Raw genomic sequence first — 15,971 nt, forward strand, 5'->3', positions numbered from 1 at the left:
TCAGATGGTCACGCCGCCGTCGACCAGCAGCGTCTGCCCGGTCACGAAGCGCGATTCGTCGCTGGCCAGGTACACCACCATGGGCGAGATGTCGTCCACCGTGGCCAGGCGGCCCATGGGCTGGCGGGCGATGAAGTCCTTTTCGGCCTGCACCGGGTCGGCCGCGGAGGCGATGCGCCCGCGCAGCGACGGCGTGTCCACCGTGCCCGGGCACAGCGCGTTGGCGCGCAGGCCCTGTTTCACGTAGTCGGCCGCGAGCGACTTGGTCAGCCCGATCACGGCCGCCTTGGTGGCCCCGTAGGCGCAGCGGTTGGCAAAACCCTTGATGCTCGACGCCATCGACGCCATGTTGATGACGGACACGCTGCCGTCCTGCGTGCGGGCCTTTTCCAGCATGGCCGGCATGAAGGCGCGTGTCATGCGGAACATGCTCTTCACGTTCAGGTCGAAGCTCAGGTCCCAGTCGGCCTCGGTGCAGTCGAGCACGCTGCCATTGGCCACCATGCCCGCGCAGTTGAACAGGGCATCGAGCGCGGGGGTGCGCTGCGCCAGTGCCTGCACGGCTTCGCTGTCGCGCACGTCCAGCCACACCGCCTCGATGCCCGGGTGTTCGGCGGCCAACTGGTCGAGCAGCGGCTGGTTGATGTCGGTGGCGATCACCCGGGCGCCTTCGGCGGCACAGGCCAGGGCGCTGGCGCGGCCAATGCCCTGCGCCGCCGCGGTGATGAGGATGGTTTTGCCTGCCAGACGACCTTCACGCATACGGGAAACCTCGGTTGAATAAATTCACAGATAAACAAACAATCCATGTATGAATAAAATCATAGGTGCAAATCGCCCACAACCGGCTCGGTAGTTTCCCTAGCCACGGCTGCGGTACAAAGCAGCTCGACCCGAGTCACCCCATTGAGAGACCCGCATGCCAGCCACCGCCCCCAAACCCCGCGGACGCCGCCCCAAGACCGACGCCGCACCCGACACCGCCGCCTCTGCCGACGACCGCTACCGCGCCCCCGCGCTGGACAAGGGGCTGGACATCCTGGAGCTGCTGGCCACCCAGCCGCACGGCCTCACGCGCGCCGAGATCGTGAAAGAGATGGACCGCAGCGCCAGCGAGATCTACCGCATGCTCGAACGCCTGGTGGCGCGCCAGTACGTGATGCGCACCCTCTCGGGCGACCGCTACGCGCTGAGCCTCAAGCTGTTCGCGCTGGCCCACATGCACCCCCCGCTCAGCCGCCTGATCAACCAGGCGCTGCCCATCATGGACGACTTCACGCGAAAAGCCGAACAGTCGTGCCACATGGGGGTGTACGACCGGGGCAACGTGCTGATCAGTGCGCAGATCAACAGCCCCAGCGGCTGGAGCTTTGCCGTGCAGCGCGGCGCGCGCGTGGGTCTGCTGGACACGGCCTCGGGCCACCTGTTGCTGGCCTATGCCGACGAGGGGCGCTTCAACCGCATGCTGGCCGAGCACACCCCGCTGGACGGGGAGGTGCCGATCACCCAGGACGAGCTGCGGGCCACGCTGGGCAGCATTCGTGAGCGCGGTTACCTGGAGCGCGAGAGCGCGCAGACCCTGGGCGTGGTGGACATCTCCTTCCCCATCCTCGGCCCCGACAACACCGCCCTGGCCACGCTCACCTGCCCCTACATCCGCCGCATCGACCGCCACGTGGGCCCCGACATGGTGCAGGTGCGCGAATACCTGCGCGACGCGGCCAACGCGTTGTCGCTGACCCAGGGCATGAACGCCGCGTGAATCCCGGACCGGGTGGCCCTCGTGTGGCCCGTGTGGGCGGCTGGCCGGATGGCATAGACTGGATCGGCATGCAACCCGGTTTGGTTAAATTTTTTTAAAACATGCTCGACGCCCGCCAACTGGAGGCCCTCACCGCCGTGATCGAGCACGGCAGCTTCAGCGCGGCCGCGGCCTCCCTGCACCTGACCCTGGCGGCGGTGTCCTTGCGCATCAAGGCGCTGGAAGACGCCCTGGGTCAGCGCCTGCTGGTGCGCGGCAAGCAGGTGCGCGCCACGCCGGCCGGGCAGGCCCTGCTCGGGCATGTGAAGCAGCTGCGGCTGATGGAGGCCGACCTGCTGGACGGCCTGCGCACCGGTGGCCCGGGCATCCGCGACGGCGCGCGCTGGCAGAGCCTGAGCGTGGCGATCAACGCCGACTCGGTGGCGAGCTGGTTCCTGCCCGGGGTGGCGGCCATGCTGCAGCGCCACCGCCTGCTGCTCGACATCATGATCGACGACCAGGACCACACGCACGACGCACTCAAGAGCGGCGACGTGATCGGCTGCGTGACCACGCTGGCCGAGCCCATGCGCGGCTGCGTGGCCGAACCGCTGGGCGTGATGCGCTACCGCTGCGTGGCCGCGCCCGAGGTGGTGCAGCGCTGCACCACGCCACAGGGCGAGGTCTCGCCGCACCAGCTGCTGGCCCTGCCGGCCATCATCTTCAACCGCAAGGACGCGCTGCAGGACAGCTTTCTGGAACAGCATTTCGGCCTGCGCCAGCCCAACTACCCGCGCCACTTCGCGCCCGCCGTGGACGCTTTCGAGACCGCCATCGAACTCGGGCTGGGCTGGGGCATGGTGCCCGAGCACCACCTCGCGGGCCGCCCGCGCCTGCAGGAAGTGCTGCCCGGATCGACGGTGGACGTGGCGCTGTATTGGCAGCACTGGGCGCGCGAACCGCTCAGCGCGCAGCGCCTGACCGAGGCGGTCAAGGCGGCGGCGCGGACCAGCCTGTCGCCGCTGGCGGCGGCGCCTCCGCCCGCCCCGTAAAATCCCGCCCCATGCTCTCTGTCAAACACGAACTGCTGGGTGGCCTCGCCGCCGAGCTGGAACTGCTCTCTCCTGGTGCGGGCAGCCGCGCCGCCTTCGAATCGCCCAAGGTGGCCGCGCACGGCGACTTCGCCTGCACCGCCGCCATGCAACTGGCCAAACCGCTCAAGCTCAACCCGCGCCAGCTCGCCGACACCCTGCGCACGGCCCTGTTGGCGCAGCCGGTGTACCAGCAGTGGGTGTCCGACATCGACATCGCCGGACCCGGTTTCATCAACATCCGCCTCAAGCCCGCGGCCAAGCAGCAGATCGTGCGCGAGGTGCTGCGGGCCGGCGAGGGCTTCGGGGTGGTTCCGCCCAACGGCCAGCGCCTGATGGTCGAATTCGTCTCGGCCAACCCCACCGGCCCGCTGCACGTGGGCCACGGCCGCCAGGCCGCGCTGGGTGACGCGATCTGCAGCCTGTACCAGACGCAGGGCTGGGACGTGCACCGCGAGTTCTATTACAACGACGCCGGCGTGCAGATCGGCACGCTCGCCAACAGCACCCAGCTGCGCGCCAAGGGCTTCAAGCCGGGCGATCCCGAATGGCCCGAGGCCGCCTACAACGGCGACTACATCCAGGACATCGCCAACGACTACCTGGCGAAGAAGACCGTGCACGCCGACGACCGCGACTTCACCGCCAGCGGCGACGTGAACGCGCTCGACGACATCCGCCTCTTCGCCGTGGCCTACCTGCGCCACGAGCAGGACCTCGACCTGCAGGCCTTCGCCGTCAAGTTCGACCACTACTACCTCGAATCCAGCCTCTACACCAGCGGCAAGGTGGACGCCACGGTGCAGAAACTGCGCGAGGCCGGCAAGACCTACGAGCAGGACGGCGCGCTGTGGCTCAAGTCCACCGAGTACGGGGACGACAAGGACCGCGTCATGCGCAAGGGCGACGGCTCCTACACCTACTTCGTGCCCGACGTGGCCTACCACATCAGCAAGTGGGAGCGGGGCTTCACCAAGGTGATCAACATCCAGGGCACCGACCACCACGGCACCATCGCCCGCGTGCGCGCCGGCCTGCAGGCCGCGAACGTCGGCATTCCACAGGGCTACCCCGACTACGTGCTGCACACCATGGTGCGCGTGGTCAAGGGCGGTGAAGAGGTCAAGATCAGCAAGCGCGCCGGCAGCTACGTGACCCTGCGCGACCTGATCGAATGGACCAGCAAGGACGCGGTGCGCTTCTTCCTGCTCTCCCGCAAGCCCGACACCGAGTACACGTTTGACGTGGACCTGGCGGTGCAGAAGAACAACGACAACCCGGTCTATTACGTGCAGTACGCCCATGCGCGCATCTGCTCGGTGCTGGCGGCCTGGGGTGGCGACGCGGCTTCGCTGAAAGACGTGGACCTCTCGGCGCTGGACAGCCCGGCCGCCCAGGCGCTGATGCTGCTGCTGGCGAAATACCCCGCCATGCTGGCCGACGCCGCGCGCGACTTCGCGCCGCACGATGTCACTTTCTACTTGCGCGAGCTGGCCGCCTGCTACCACAGCTACTACGACGCCGAGCGCATCCTGGTGGACGACGAGGCGGTGAAAAAGGCCCGTCTGGCCCTCGTCGCGGCCACCGCGCAGGTGTTGCACAATGGTTTGAAGGTGCTGGGCGTGAGTGCCCCGCAGAAGATGTGATGACGAAAGCCCGTATGAAAACCCGTTCTCCTTCCGCCCGTTCGCACGTGGGCGGAACCCTCATTGGCTTCGTGATCGGGGTGCTGGTGGGGCTGGCTGGCGCGCTGGCGGTGGCGATCTACGTCACCAAGGTGCCCATGCCCTTCGTGGACCGCGGGGTGTCGCGCAAACCGGCGCAGGATGCGGCGGAAGCCGAGCGCAACAAGGGCTGGAATCCGAACGCGGTGCTGGGCGGCAAACCCGCCCCGGTGCCCGGTACTGGCAACGAAGCCGGGGCCATCGTGGTGCCCCCGGCCGATGGCAAGCCGCTGCCGCCGGCCGCCGCTCCGAAGGCGCCCCCCGCGTCTGCCGCGCAACCGCAGGGCGACCCCATCGAGGATCTGCTGCGTTCGCGCCCGAAGGCCGACAGTGCGCCCGCCGCGCCCACCGCAGAGGCTCCCGCCAGCGGTGCCCCGAACCCGGCCACGGCCGACCCCTTCACGTATTTCGTGCAGGCCGGGGCGTTCAGAAACCCCGACGAGGCCGATGCGCAGCGCGCCAGGCTGGCCATGCTGGGCATGGCCGCCGAGGTCAGTGAGCGCGAGCAGTCCGGGCAGAAGGTGTACCGGGTGCGCGTGGGGCCGTTCGCGCAGAAGGCCATGGCCGACGCCACGCGCGAGCAGCTCGAAGCCAATGGTGTGGCCGCTGCGCTGGTGCGCGTGCAACGTTGAGCGCGCTGAACGCCTGAGCCGAGGCGGTGCCGCGGAACTTTTTTCCGCAGGGCCGGCCCCAACCAAGCCCATACAAGGAGTCCGATTTCATGCAACGCCGAGTTTTTTCCCGCACCCTGTTGAGCGCTGGCGCCTTGAGTGCCGCTGGGGCCCTGCGTCCCGCGCTGGCCCAGCGCATCGGTTTCAAAGAAGGCACCGACTACCAGCGCCTGAGCAAGCCCGCGCCGGTGGTCAGCCCGCCGGGGCAGGTCGAAGTGGTGGAGTTCTTCGCCTACAGCTGCATCCACTGCTTCAACTTTGAACCCGTGTTCAACGACTGGATCGGCAAGAAGCCGGCCCACGTGACAGTGCGGCGCATGCCGGTGGCGTTCAGTCCGGACTTTGTCCCCATGCAGCGCCTGTATTTCACGCTGGAGGCCATGGGGCTGGTGGACAAGCTGCACCGCAAGGTGTTCCAGGCGATGCACGAGGAGCGCCTGCCCCTGACCACGCCTCCGGCGATCGCCGCCTGGATCGAAAAGCAGGGTGTCGACAAGGCCAAGTTCGCGGCCATCTACAACGGCGCGGCGATCCAGCAGTCCAGGGAAGCCACGGCCTTGCAGGAAGCCTATATGGTGGAGGGCACGCCCGCGCTGGGTGTGGCGGGCCGTTTCTACATCGGTGGCCAGGGTCCGCGCACCCTGTTGATCGCGGACAACCTGATCGCCCAGGCGCGCAAGTCCTGAAGAACCGGGCGCCGGCACGACCAAGGCCCGCCCTCTGGCGGGCCTTGTGTTTTCCGGGCCGCGACAAAGTCCGGTGAGGTGCCTGCGGGCGGGGTTTGCGCCGCTACAATGAATGCAAGATTTGTGCCCCTGAAAAGCCATGCCTCAAAACACCTTTGCCCCCAGATTGCTTTCGCGCTTCATCATCGCGGCCCTTGGCCTGACGTTGGTCGCCGCTGCTCACGCAGAGCTGGCCGACAAGGACAAGCCGATGAACATCGAGGCGGATGCGCTGCGCTACGACGACGCCCGACAGAGCAGCGTGTTCACCGGCAACGTGGTCGTCACCAAGGGCACCATCGTGATGCGGGGCACGAAGATGGATGTCCGCCAGGACCCGCAGGGCAACCAGTTCGGCAACCTGTACGGCTCCGCGGCCAAGCCCGGTTTCTTCCGCCAGAAGCGCGAGGCGCTGGAGGAGTGGATCGAGGGTGAAGGCGAACACATCGAATACAACAGCCAGGCCGAGACGGTGGTTTTCACCGGCAGCGCCGTGCTGCGCCGCTACCGCGGGACCCTGATCAACGACGAGAGCCTGGGCAACGAGATCACCTACAACAGCCGCACCGAGGTCTTCACCGTCAAGGGCGGTGTGAGCAACCGCACGGCGGCCAATCCCTCGGGCCGGGTGCGCGCCATGCTCACGCCCATCCCCGACGAAGAGAAGGCGCCCGCGAAGCCCGCAGCGCCGGCCGATCCGGCCAAATTGCGCCCCAGCGAACAGCTCAACGAGAAAAACAAGTGACCGCAGCAGGTTTGGGCAGCGTGCCCGCTCCCATGGCCGTGCGCAGTCAACTGGAGGTGCACGGACTGCAGAAGGCCTACGGCAGCCGCAAGGTGGTCAAGAGCGTTTCACTCACGGTGGACAAGGGTGAGGTGGTGGGTCTGCTGGGCCCCAACGGCGCGGGCAAGACCACCTCGTTCTACATGATCGTGGGGCTGTTGCGCGCCGACGGCGGCGAGATCCTGCTGGACGGGCAGCGCATCGAGGCGCTGCCCATTCACCGGCGGGCCCGGCTGGGCCTGGGCTACCTGCCGCAGGAAGCCTCCATCTTTCGCAAGCTCACGGTGGAGCAGAACGTGCGAGCCGTGCTGGAGTTGCAGCGCGACGAGGACGGCAAACCCCTGTCCGCCACCGAGATCACGCACCGGTTGGACGAGCTGCTCAAGGACCTGCGGGTGGACCATCTGCGCGACTCGCCCGCGCCCTCGCTCTCCGGCGGGGAGCGGCGCCGGGTGGAGATTGCCCGCGCGCTGGCCACCCGGCCGCGCTTCATTCTGCTGGACGAACCGTTTGCCGGTATTGATCCGATCGCCGTGATCGAGATCCAGCACATCATTGGCTTCCTGAAATCGCGTGGCATCGGGGTACTGATCACCGACCACAACGTGCGCGAGACCCTGGGTATCTGCGATCACGCCTACATCATCAGCGACGGACAGGTGCTCGCCAGCGGCACCACGGCCGAGATCGTGGAGAACGCCGAAGTGCGCCGGGTGTACCTCGGCGAGCATTTCAGGATGTGATGCATGGGGCGCTTGTGTGTCTCATGCCCGCCGGCCCGACCCGGCTCCCGCACCGCTGCGCGACCCGCGCGCCGGGTCGCTGTCCCTCCGTTTTGCCGGCCTGACGCATGAAACAAGGCCTGTCGCTGCGCGTCTCCCAGCATCTGGCGCTCACGCCCCAGCTGCAGCAGTCGATCCGTCTGCTGCAGCTGTCCACGCTGGAGATGGCGCAGGAGGTCGAGCAGATGCTCGACGAGAACCCGTTTCTGGAGCGCACCGAGGAGCTCGCCGAACGCGAGGCGTTTGGTCTGGAGCAGATCGACGCGCCGGTGAGCGCGGGCGAGCAGATCGCCGAAGCCACGGTGGCGGCTGCCAGCGACCTGGCCCCGGCCGCCGAATTCGACGGCCCGTTGCCGCCTGCGTCGTCCACCGTGTCGCCGGTCGACGGCGGCGAAGGCGGTGAGGGCGAGGCGCTGGAGAGCCGGCTCGATGGCGCCGCGCCGATGGAAGAGAGCTGGGAAGGCGACGGCACGGTCGAGATGGCGCCCGATGACAGCGAGTGGGGCGGCGACGCGCCGCCGCGCAACAACAACTCGTCGGGCGACGACGACGAAACCGCCAGCGCCGCCGACCTCGCGCGCGTGCCCGTCAGCCTGCAGGACCACCTGCACGACCAGGCCCGCTGCCTGCGCCTGAGCGACGAGGACAGCGCCGCGCTGTATTTCCTGATCGAGTCGCTCAACGACGACGGTTACCTCGAAGAGCGCCTGTCCGAGCTGGCTGGCGCCTGGTTGCGGCTCTCGGCCCCGCCGGGCAAGCCGGTCGATCCGCAGGAGCACCTGGAGGAACTCGAAGCGCTCGAACAGCGCCTGGGCGTGGCGCTGCAGCTGCTGCAACACATGGAGCCTTCGGGTGTGGGCGCGCGCGACCTGGGCGAATGCCTGCGCCTGCAGATCCTGGAGCTGCGCAACAGCCCCGAGGCGCGGGCCGCGCTGGCCATCTGCAGCCAGCCGCTGGAGCTCATGGCCAAGCGCGACATCAAGCGCCTGTGCAACCTGTGTGGCCTGGACGACGCCACCGTGCGCGCCGCCCTGGCCTTGATCGCCCGGCTCGAACCCAAGCCCGGGCGCCGCTTCGTCGATGTCGAGCGCAACGTGGTCGTGCCCGACGTCATCGTCACCCGCGCCGGGCGCGGCTTCAAGGTCCAGCTCAACGCCGAGGTCATGCCGCGCCTGCGCGTGCACGACGTGTACGCCAATGCCATGCGGCAGAACCGGGGCGGACGCGACAACGGCGGCGAAGCCGGCCACGCCGCCATGCAGCAGCGGCTGCAGGAAGCCCGCTGGTTCATCAAGAACATCCAGCAGCGCTTCGACACCATCCTGCGCGTCTCCAGCGCCATCGTCGAGCGCCAGCGCAACTTCTTCATGCACGGCGAACTCGCCATGCGCCCGCTGGTGCTGCGCGAGATCGCCGACGAACTCGGCCTGCACGAGTCCACCATCAGCCGCGTGACCACCGCCAAATACATGGCCACGCCCTTCGGCACCTACGAACTGAAGTATTTCTTCGGCTCCAGCCTGGGCACCGAAACCGGCGGCAACGCATCGAGCACTGCGGTGCGCGCGCTGCTCAAGCAATTCATCGCCTCCGAAGAGCCGGGCAAGCCGCTGTCGGACAACCAGCTCTCCGACCTGCTGCGCGAGCAGGGCATCGAGTGCGCGCGCCGCACCGTGGCCAAGTACCGTGAGGCCTTGCGCATCGCGCCAGCGAACCTGCGCAAAGCGCTCTGAACACCCCCTGCCGTGAACCAACTCCAACTCTTTCTTCCCTGCGCCGCCGGCGTCGAGGACTTCCTCGCCGCCGAGGTGCAGCGCATCACCAACGAGCCGCTGGCTTTCAAGGCGCGTGGCGGCGTGGGGGTGCGGGCATCGTGGCGCGACGCCATGCGCCTGAACCTGCACAGCCGCCTGACGCAGCGCGTGCTGGTGCAGCTCTGGCACGGCGAGTACCGCAACGAGAACGACCTGTACAACGCCGCGGGCGACGTGGCCTGGGAAATCTGGTTCACCCCGGCGCAGACCATCAAGGTCGAGATCACCGCGCAGCACAGCCCGCTGACCTCGCTCAACTTTGCCGCGCTCAAGATCAAGGACGCCATCTGCGACCGCTTCCGTGCCAAGCGCGGCGAGCGCCCCAGCGTGGACACCACCTGGCCCGACGTGCGCATCTACGCCCACCTCACCACCGACAGCGTCACGCTCTACATCGACACCTCGGGTGAGCCGCTGTTCAAGCGCGGCTGGCGCGAAGACAAGGGCGACGCGCCGCTGAAGGAAACCCTGGCCGCCGCCATGATCGCCGCCACCGGCTGGGACGCCTGCGCCGACCAGCCGCTCGACGACATTCCCCCGCTCTACGACCCCTGCTGCGGCAGTGGCACGGTGGTGATCGAAGCCGCGCAGATCGCACTGAACATTCCGCCCGGCCTGCTGCGCCGTTTCGCGTTTGAAAAGATGCTGCCGTTCCAGGCCCACGTGTGGCAGGCCATCCGGGACGATGCCGTGCGCCAGCAGCGCGAGTGGCCGGCGGGCCACGCGCCCATCGTCTTCGGCAGCGACGTGTCGTTCCGCATGGTCGACTTCGCGCAGCGCAACGCCGAGCGCGCCGGCGTGGCCCACGCCATCCAGCTGCGCGGCGGTGACGCCCTGCAGCGCATGCCACCCTGCCAGACGCCCGGCGTGATGCTGCTCAACCCGCCGTATGGCGAGCGCATCGCCGCCGCCGGTGTGGCCGGTGAAAACGCCAGCGCGCGTGCGCTGCGCCAGGCGCCGCGCACACCGCGCACTTTCAGCGTGGGGCAGGCCGCGCCGCCCGCGCCCGGCCAGGGCCGCGGGGAGCCGGAGGTTTCGCGGCTGGGCCGCGAGAGTGCGCAGATGGCCGATGGCGGCGACGGCAGTGAGTTTTTCCAGCAGCTCGCGGCCCACTGGAAGAGCCACTACGCCGGCTGGAGCGCCTGGCTGCTCACGCCCGACCTCAAGCTGCCCGGCAAGATGCGTTTCAAGGAATCGCGCCGCGTGCCGCTGTGGAACGGCCCCATCGAGTGCCGGCTGTTCCGCTTCGACCTCGTGGCGCGCAGGACGTGAATCCCCCCCGCCGCGCGACGCGCCCAAGGCACTTCGCTCCGGTGGCGCTGGACGCGAGACGCTGAGCGATGCCCATGGACATGCTGGTGCTCGACACCAACATCGTGCTCGACCTGTTTGTCTATGAAGACCCGGCCACCGAGCCCCTGCGCGCCGCGCTCGCCGAGCCACAGACGGCCTGGCTGGCGACGGACGCGATGCGCGAAGAACTCGCGCGCGTGCTGGCCTATCCGCAGATCGTCAAACGCCTGGCCGCCCGCGCCTTGCCCGCCAGCGACGTGCTGGCCGCGTTCGAGCTGCGCGTGCGCATCGTGTCCGACGCGCCCAAGGCGCCCTACACCTGCAAAGACGCCGACGACCAGAAATTCATCGACCTGGCCGTGGCCCATGGCGCAGCGCTGCTGAGCAAGGACGCCCACGTGCTCTCCATGGCCCGGCGGTTGGACAAACTCGGCGTGCGCGTGAGCCGTCAGTGGCCAGGCGCTCTCAGCCCGGCCGCAGTTTCGCGCTGATCTCCGCGGCGTCCGGCGGATCGGCGAACACCGTGTTGTGCCGCCCGGTCAGCGGCCCGCCACCGGGGACCCATTCGCCCCGCTCCGTGTAGCCCACGGCCTTGAATTTCCACACCGCGCCGATGCGTTTGAGGTTGCCCACATGCCGGCCCTGCGCGTCCAGCACCGCGCAGGCGGTGTCGTTGATGGGCTGGAGCGTGAAGGTGTCGTGGGTCATGGGGGCATGGTAGCGGGCCAGGCAAGGCGCGGGTCCATACTCGCGTTGTTGCCGCCGCCGTCGGCCACACCATCATCACCATGCACCGTCTGACGAAATTCGGGTTGGGCGCCGTTGTCGGCAGCTCGCTGGTTCTTGCCTGGGGGTATTGGCACGCGCTCGGCCACGCCCATCTTCATCTGCGGGTGGACGACCACGCGCTGAAGTCGGCCCATGTCCTGTACGGTAGTCCGCACGACGTGCACCTGACGCTGCGCGACCGCGCCGGTGGCCTGCTCGCGGTTGCGCAGTCGGTCGAGCCACAGGGCTACATCCTGGCGGTCCACCCGGACGCTTCCATCGGCAACTGCGAGCGCCGTGATGGCCCCGGGGCTGCGGTTCAGGCCCCGCCGGGCGGCTACGCGGCGTGCTACCAGCGGTATTCGGCCTGGTTTGCAGAATGGGTGCCCCGCGTTCACAGCGCGGACGTGGTGGTGGGGGCCTGCGCGCTGCGGGGGGTCCCGGTGGTGGTTCACCGGTCCAACAGCGAATGGCTGCTCTGGTGGGTGCCGCTCCCCCACGTGGGCGGTCTGCCGCGACAGTACTTCGAACTCTCGCTGGCCATCGACAGCCGCGCGTGCACCCCCTTGACCTGATCCCCCGCAGCGCTTCGCGCTACCCCAAGGGGCGGCACCGTTTCAGGCGTCGGTATGGGTGTCTACGTCCCCGGGGAGCGCGGGCTTGTGGACAGGTCCACCAGCCGGGCGAGTTCGGGTGTGTTGATCGGGAAGCGTTTGACCACCTCGATCGCCGCGGCCCACAGATCGGCGTCGTGCTGGTGGGACTTCTGGTCGGACTCGCGCCAGTCGAACGGCTGCCAGCCGTTGTGGCGTGACACGCGGTCGCCTGCCTGCGCCAGCGCTTCGAGCAAGGCCTTCATGAACGCCGCGCCGTGCAGGCGAGTGCCTTCGAGCACGGGTCGGCCATCGGCGTAGCGCATGGCCTGCAGGGTGTCGGGCACCGGCATCTGGCCGGCCGGGTCCAGCAAACGCGTCAACCGGTTCCAGAACGCCCCGGCCTGGTAGGACGAGGCCCACAGGGCGCTGAGCGCCGCGGGCGTGGCCGGCAGGGTGCTGGCGGTGTCGGTGCCCGGGCCGAGCGCCGACTCGGCCCAGCGCGCCGTGCCTTCGGTGAACCAGGCCGCCTTGAACGGCGTGTAGCCGTTCTGGAACAGGTGAAACAGTTCGTGGGCCGGCGTCTGATTGGGGGGGCTCCAGCGGGTGTCCAGGTCGATCCGCAGCGCGCAGCGCGCCGAGGGAGCACCCGCGCCATGGGCGTACCGCCGGACCTCGTCGTAGGCCCGGCCGTGCGACACCGCGTTCTCCGGCCCGAGGGCGAGCAGGTGGATGTCGATGCCTTGCGCGCGGGCGTGGTAGCGGGGCTGCTGCAGGGGATGTGTGAGGCCGATCACCTCGACGAACAGGCGCCGTGCCGCGATCAGCTGGCGGGCGGCGTCCTCCACCCCGTCGGGCACGCCATTGCCGTCCGCGTCCTGGGTGTGGCGCAGGGCATGGGGCCCGCGCAGGGTGTAGAAGAGCCGGAATTCCTCGACGTGATGAACGCGGTCCAGCGCGGCGAGATCGGCCGGCCGACGCACCGGGCAGGCGCCCGGCTCCGCGGCGCGGGCGGGCGTTCCGCTCCCCAGCATCAGCCCCACCATGAGAGTCCCCAGGCCCAGCCCGACGCGCGCTGGCCTGTTGCGCGCTTGCGCAGCCGGTCCGAGGCCGTTTGACGCCCGGGCCGCCCGGTGGATCGGCGTGGCCAGGGGGTGAGCCGTTGCAATGACCTTGAGCATGTGCGTCCCATCGCTTCGGAACGTGTTCGCGTGCTCCCCGGGGCTCCGGGAGTTTGCGAACGTCCGTGGATGGAACGATAGCGGATCAGGCCCCGCTGCGGGGAGTGGTCAGAGCGGCCGGGCCACCCCGGGCAATCCGGTGTGGGCCGCCCATGGGCGCGGGGGCTCGGCGGCCATCAGGCGGGGGTGTGTGCCAAACACCTGTTGCAGTGTTTTCTGTTCCGGCAACACGTAGATCACCGCGCGCCGGGTGGCGAAGGTGGGGGCGATGTGCGCGTCGAAAAACGCCGCCGGCACGTTGATGCAGCCGTAGGAAATGCGCTTGTCGGCCACCGAAGGGGAGGCCAGACGCTGCAGCCGGCGCTCCCGGGGCTGCGTGGTGCGCACCCGGTGCATGGAGACGGCGGCGTCGTGGTCCACCCACACCACGTCTTCACCGGTGTGGTTGCGCCCGCGAATGCCCAGGAAGCGCCCTGCGGGCGTGGTGCGCTCTTCGGGTCGCACCTCTTCGATGGGCCGCAGGCCGATGCCGGGCACCGTGTCGTCGCCCTGCGCCGAGCCCAGCAGCACCGGCGTCGAGGCGCTCAGGCGCGCAGCCGCGTCGAACAAGTGGAGCTGGGCCGCCTTCTTGTCGATCACGACGAAGGCCATGCCGGCGTTGTCGCCGGTCTCGACCACCCAGTGGGCGAGCAGGCGGGTGTCGTCGGAGGTGGCGGCGCTGCCCAGATCGGGGAGGCGAGGGGGCTGGCCGCTGGCCGCACTGGCCACGGCCGGTCCTTGCCGCGGCGCCAGCTGGTGCGGCGGCAGCAGCAACGCCAGCACGGCGATGCCGAGCAGCGCGCCGCGCCGGATGTCTTCGGTCCGACCCAGGCGGGTTGCCTCCGGTGGGTCGGACAGGGGATTGGTATGGGCGTTCATGGTGTCACCCGGAGAGCCGCAGGACATGGACCTGGTGGACATGCAACGCCGCCCCGAGCGCGGTGACCGGGGCGGCGCCGGGCCGGAGCGGGCCGACGTGGATCGGCCCGCGGACCCCGGGGGCATCAGTTGCGGTCGGCGCGCACCATGGGTTCGGTCATGCCGGTTTCGGGTGCGGTGGTGCCCGGTGCCGCGGGGGTGGCGGCCGGTGTGGTGGTGTCCGCTGGCGGCGTCGTGGGCTGCTGTGCTTCGGTCGCGGGTGGCTGTGCCTCAGCCGGGCCCGGGGTGGACTGGGCGTACGCCAGACCGACCGCGCCAACGATGGCCAGGGCGGACAAGGAGGTGGTGACGAATTGCGTGGCTTTCATGAGAGGTTCCTTCAACGTGACTGCACAGGGCAGGAGGTGGATGAATCCAGCCGGGAAATGCCGACCGGATTGCAGACTAGGGTTGGCTGCACGAAGCGTCTGTGCGAAAACACACACAAACGAAGCTCGCTGCCCAAGCCCGTTCACCGTTCACACCTCGCGGACGGGCCCCGTGCCCGGCCCGGAACGGGCCGTGTCTTGGGGCCGTTGTGTGCGGCAGCGCACCGACCGGACAGGGCCGGGTGGTGATGCTGAGTGCGTCACCCCGGAGGAACCTCATGACACAGACCGCACGCATTGTTGGCACGGTGGAATACCGCGAAGGCGATGGCCCGAACATCGTGATCCGCCGCGGCCCGGTGGCGGTGGAGATGGGGGACAACGACGTCACCCTGAGCTGGGTCGACGAAGACACCCACGGCGCTGCGGCCATGCCCCTGGTCGACTTCAGGCGCTACGTGGCCGAAGGGACGATCGTGCTCGACGCCTGAGCCGTTGAGGGCAGTTGGGCGGCCGCCTCGCGCAGCAGGTCGCGCAGCCAGATCAGGCCTGGGTCGCGGGTGCGGTACTTGTGCCACTGCATGGCCTGGTGAAGGGTTTTCATCGGCATCGGCACCGGCCGGATCTCGATCGGCAGCAGGCTTTGAAGCTTGCTGGCGAGCCGCGAATGCACGGTGCCGATCAGGTCGGTGCCGACCACCAGGTAGGGCATCACGCTGAAGCTGTAGGTGGTGAGGCCGATCTCGCGGGTCAGGCCATGGTCGTTCGCCAGCCAGGTGTCGAACACCGGCAGGCTGCCATCGGGTGGGCGCATGGACACATGGCGTGCCTTCATGTAGCGCTCCATCGTCAGCTCGCCCTGCGCCAGCGGGCTGTCCCGCCACACCACGCACACAAAGCGGTCCTCGAACAACTGATCCAGCGGATGGTCCGGTGAACAGAAGTTCTCCGGAATGATCAGCAGGTCGGTCTCGCCGCGCTCCAGGTGGCGGTAGGGCTGGTTCACCTGGGGTTTGAGGTTGAAGCCCACCCGGCTGCCGCGCTGGTGGGCCAGTGCCAGCATGCCCGGGATCAGCACCTCCATCGAGTAGTCCGAAACGAACAGCGTGAACTCGCGTTCCGATGCCATCGGGTCGAACGCGGGCCGCGCGGCCACCGTGGTGTCGATGCGCACCAGCACGTCGCGCACCGCCTCTTGCAACAGCTCGGCCCGTGGCGTGAGTTCCATGCGGCCCCCCACCGTGACCAGCAGTTCGTCGTCGAAATACTGGCGCAGCCGCGAGAGCGCGTTGCTCATGGTGGACTGGCTCAGGAACACGCGCTCGCCGGCCCGTGTGACGTTCTTTTCGGTCAGCAGGGCGTCCAGCGCGACGAGCAGGTTGAGGTCGAGTTTCTTGAATCGCATGGCGGGGGTTGTGCAGAGCATCCCCAGTGTGCATCAGCCCTGAGTGCGCGGCGGGCCGTGCGCGCAGGGGTCTAGGGTTTGCCCTGATATTTCAGAAACCGATGGAAAGGATT

At 68.7% G+C, this 15,971-nt stretch carries 18 protein-coding genes; 12 read left to right on the forward strand and 6 right to left on the reverse strand.

Annotated features, from left to right (window positions below; genetic code table 11):
- Entirely contained in the window at positions 1–762 is a 762-nt protein-coding gene (locus KIH07_RS07085) for an SDR family oxidoreductase (RefSeq protein WP_226491301.1), read from the reverse strand.
- Between the two features lie 157 nt (positions 763–919).
- On the opposite strand from KIH07_RS07085, the gene KIH07_RS07090 reads away from it, so the two are divergent.
- The 10 genes from KIH07_RS07090 (at position 920) to KIH07_RS07135 (ending at position 11,116) form a co-directional block, all read left to right on the forward strand.
- Entirely contained in the window at positions 920–1,762 is an 843-nt protein-coding gene (locus tag KIH07_RS07090; protein ID WP_226491302.1) for an IclR family transcriptional regulator, read from the forward strand.
- Positions 1,763–1,863: 101 nt separating this feature from the next.
- Positions 1,864–2,793, forward strand: a complete 930-nt coding sequence (locus KIH07_RS07095) for an HTH-type transcriptional regulator ArgP (protein WP_226491303.1) — start codon at positions 1,864–1,866, stop codon at positions 2,791–2,793.
- 11 nt (positions 2,794–2,804) lie between these two features.
- Complete coding sequence (gene argS, locus KIH07_RS07100) at positions 2,805–4,478, forward strand: arginine--tRNA ligase (protein ID WP_226491304.1); 1,674 nt, start codon at positions 2,805–2,807, stop codon at positions 4,476–4,478.
- Positions 4,479–4,492: 14 nt separating this feature from the next.
- Complete coding sequence (locus tag KIH07_RS07105; protein ID WP_226491305.1) at positions 4,493–5,188, forward strand: SPOR domain-containing protein; 696 nt, start codon at positions 4,493–4,495, stop codon at positions 5,186–5,188.
- Positions 5,189–5,277: 89 nt separating this feature from the next.
- On the forward strand, positions 5,278–5,913 hold the full coding sequence (locus KIH07_RS07110; protein WP_226491306.1) for a thiol:disulfide interchange protein DsbA/DsbL: 636 nt from the start codon (positions 5,278–5,280) through the stop codon (positions 5,911–5,913).
- A gap of 139 nt (positions 5,914–6,052) precedes the next feature.
- The gene (gene lptA / locus KIH07_RS07115; protein WP_226491307.1) at positions 6,053–6,697 is read left to right on the forward strand and encodes a lipopolysaccharide transport periplasmic protein LptA; all 645 of its coding nucleotides are present in this window, start codon (positions 6,053–6,055) and stop codon (positions 6,695–6,697) included.
- Positions 6,698–6,729: 32 nt separating this feature from the next.
- The gene (gene lptB, locus KIH07_RS07120) at positions 6,730–7,479 is read left to right on the forward strand and encodes an LPS export ABC transporter ATP-binding protein (protein ID WP_226494639.1); all 750 of its coding nucleotides are present in this window, start codon (positions 6,730–6,732) and stop codon (positions 7,477–7,479) included.
- A 107-nt stretch (positions 7,480–7,586) separates the two neighbouring features.
- Positions 7,587–9,251: an RNA polymerase factor sigma-54 gene (rpoN, locus tag KIH07_RS07125; RefSeq protein WP_226491308.1), complete on the forward strand. Its 1,665-nt coding sequence runs from the start codon at positions 7,587–7,589 to the stop codon at positions 9,249–9,251.
- Between the two features lie 12 nt (positions 9,252–9,263).
- Positions 9,264–10,604 carry a THUMP domain-containing class I SAM-dependent RNA methyltransferase gene (locus tag KIH07_RS07130; protein ID WP_226491309.1) on the forward strand — a complete coding sequence of 447 codons (1,341 nt, stop codon included), beginning with the start codon at positions 9,264–9,266 and terminating at the stop codon, positions 10,602–10,604.
- 74 nt (positions 10,605–10,678) lie between these two features.
- Positions 10,679–11,116: a putative toxin-antitoxin system toxin component, PIN family gene (locus tag KIH07_RS07135; RefSeq protein WP_226491310.1), complete on the forward strand. Its 438-nt coding sequence runs from the start codon at positions 10,679–10,681 to the stop codon at positions 11,114–11,116.
- Here the strand turns inward: KIH07_RS07135 and KIH07_RS07140 are convergent.
- Complete coding sequence (locus tag KIH07_RS07140; protein WP_226491311.1) at positions 11,091–11,333, reverse strand: hypothetical protein; 243 nt, start codon at positions 11,331–11,333, stop codon at positions 11,091–11,093. The genes KIH07_RS07135 and KIH07_RS07140 overlap by 26 nt on opposite strands.
- 80 nt (positions 11,334–11,413) lie before the next feature.
- On the opposite strand from KIH07_RS07140, the gene KIH07_RS07145 reads away from it, so the two are divergent.
- Positions 11,414–11,968: a hypothetical protein gene (locus KIH07_RS07145; RefSeq protein WP_226491312.1), complete on the forward strand. Its 555-nt coding sequence runs from the start codon at positions 11,414–11,416 to the stop codon at positions 11,966–11,968.
- A 62-nt stretch (positions 11,969–12,030) separates the two neighbouring features.
- Here the strand turns inward: KIH07_RS07145 and KIH07_RS07150 are convergent, their stop codons facing one another.
- The 3 genes from KIH07_RS07150 to KIH07_RS07160 all read right to left on the reverse strand — a co-directional run bounded on the left by KIH07_RS07150 (position 12,031) and on the right by KIH07_RS07160 (position 14,453).
- Positions 12,031–13,167: a hypothetical protein gene (locus KIH07_RS07150; protein ID WP_226491313.1), complete on the reverse strand. Its 1,137-nt coding sequence runs from the start codon at positions 13,165–13,167 to the stop codon at positions 12,031–12,033.
- 108 nt (positions 13,168–13,275) lie between these two features.
- Positions 13,276–14,085, reverse strand: coding sequence for a hypothetical protein (locus KIH07_RS07155; protein WP_226491314.1), 810 nt, complete (start codon positions 14,083–14,085; stop codon positions 13,276–13,278).
- A gap of 125 nt (positions 14,086–14,210) precedes the next feature.
- Positions 14,211–14,453: a hypothetical protein gene (locus KIH07_RS07160; protein WP_226491315.1), complete on the reverse strand. Its 243-nt coding sequence runs from the start codon at positions 14,451–14,453 to the stop codon at positions 14,211–14,213.
- A gap of 278 nt (positions 14,454–14,731) precedes the next feature.
- Here KIH07_RS07160 and KIH07_RS07165 point away from each other — a divergent pair, with 278 nt between their 5' ends.
- On the forward strand, positions 14,732–14,944 hold the full coding sequence (locus KIH07_RS07165) for a hypothetical protein (RefSeq protein ID WP_226491316.1): 213 nt from the start codon (positions 14,732–14,734) through the stop codon (positions 14,942–14,944).
- Here the strand turns inward: KIH07_RS07165 and KIH07_RS07170 are convergent.
- Positions 14,908–15,858, reverse strand: coding sequence for a LysR family transcriptional regulator (locus tag KIH07_RS07170; protein WP_226491317.1), 951 nt, complete (start codon positions 15,856–15,858; stop codon positions 14,908–14,910). The genes KIH07_RS07165 and KIH07_RS07170 overlap by 37 nt on opposite strands.
- Between the last annotated feature and the right edge of the window lie 113 nt (positions 15,859–15,971).

Source organism: Hydrogenophaga taeniospiralis, assembly GCF_020510445.1.
Lineage (GTDB): Bacteria > Pseudomonadota > Gammaproteobacteria > Burkholderiales > Burkholderiaceae_C > Hydrogenophaga.

Excerpts from the sequence above, each read along its gene's own strand:
- KIH07_RS07085 (WP_226491301.1), bottom strand. The coding sequence starts at position 762 with ATGCGTGAAGGTCGTCTGGCAGGCAAAACCATCCTCATCACCGCGGCG.
- KIH07_RS07090 (WP_226491302.1), top strand. The coding sequence starts at position 920 with ATGCCAGCCACCGCCCCCAAACCCCGCGGACGCCGCCCCAAGACCGAC.
- KIH07_RS07095 (WP_226491303.1), top strand. The coding sequence starts at position 1,864 with ATGCTCGACGCCCGCCAACTGGAGGCCCTCACCGCCGTGATCGAGCAC.
- argS (WP_226491304.1), top strand. The coding sequence starts at position 2,805 with ATGCTCTCTGTCAAACACGAACTGCTGGGTGGCCTCGCCGCCGAGCTG.
- KIH07_RS07105 (WP_226491305.1), top strand. The coding sequence starts at position 4,493 with ATGAAAACCCGTTCTCCTTCCGCCCGTTCGCACGTGGGCGGAACCCTC.
- KIH07_RS07110 (WP_226491306.1), top strand. The coding sequence starts at position 5,278 with ATGCAACGCCGAGTTTTTTCCCGCACCCTGTTGAGCGCTGGCGCCTTG.
- lptA (WP_226491307.1), top strand. The coding sequence starts at position 6,053 with ATGCCTCAAAACACCTTTGCCCCCAGATTGCTTTCGCGCTTCATCATC.
- lptB (WP_226494639.1), top strand. The coding sequence starts at position 6,730 with ATGGCCGTGCGCAGTCAACTGGAGGTGCACGGACTGCAGAAGGCCTAC.
- rpoN (WP_226491308.1), top strand. The coding sequence starts at position 7,587 with ATGAAACAAGGCCTGTCGCTGCGCGTCTCCCAGCATCTGGCGCTCACG.
- KIH07_RS07135 (WP_226491310.1), top strand. The coding sequence starts at position 10,679 with ATGGACATGCTGGTGCTCGACACCAACATCGTGCTCGACCTGTTTGTC.
- KIH07_RS07140 (WP_226491311.1), bottom strand. The coding sequence starts at position 11,333 with ATGACCCACGACACCTTCACGCTCCAGCCCATCAACGACACCGCCTGC.
- KIH07_RS07145 (WP_226491312.1), top strand. The coding sequence starts at position 11,414 with ATGCACCGTCTGACGAAATTCGGGTTGGGCGCCGTTGTCGGCAGCTCG.
- KIH07_RS07150 (WP_226491313.1), bottom strand. The coding sequence starts at position 13,167 with ATGCTCAAGGTCATTGCAACGGCTCACCCCCTGGCCACGCCGATCCAC.
- KIH07_RS07155 (WP_226491314.1), bottom strand. The coding sequence starts at position 14,085 with ATGAACGCCCATACCAATCCCCTGTCCGACCCACCGGAGGCAACCCGC.
- KIH07_RS07160 (WP_226491315.1), bottom strand. The coding sequence starts at position 14,453 with ATGAAAGCCACGCAATTCGTCACCACCTCCTTGTCCGCCCTGGCCATC.
- KIH07_RS07165 (WP_226491316.1), top strand. The coding sequence starts at position 14,732 with ATGACACAGACCGCACGCATTGTTGGCACGGTGGAATACCGCGAAGGC.
- KIH07_RS07170 (WP_226491317.1), bottom strand. The coding sequence starts at position 15,858 with ATGCGATTCAAGAAACTCGACCTCAACCTGCTCGTCGCGCTGGACGCC.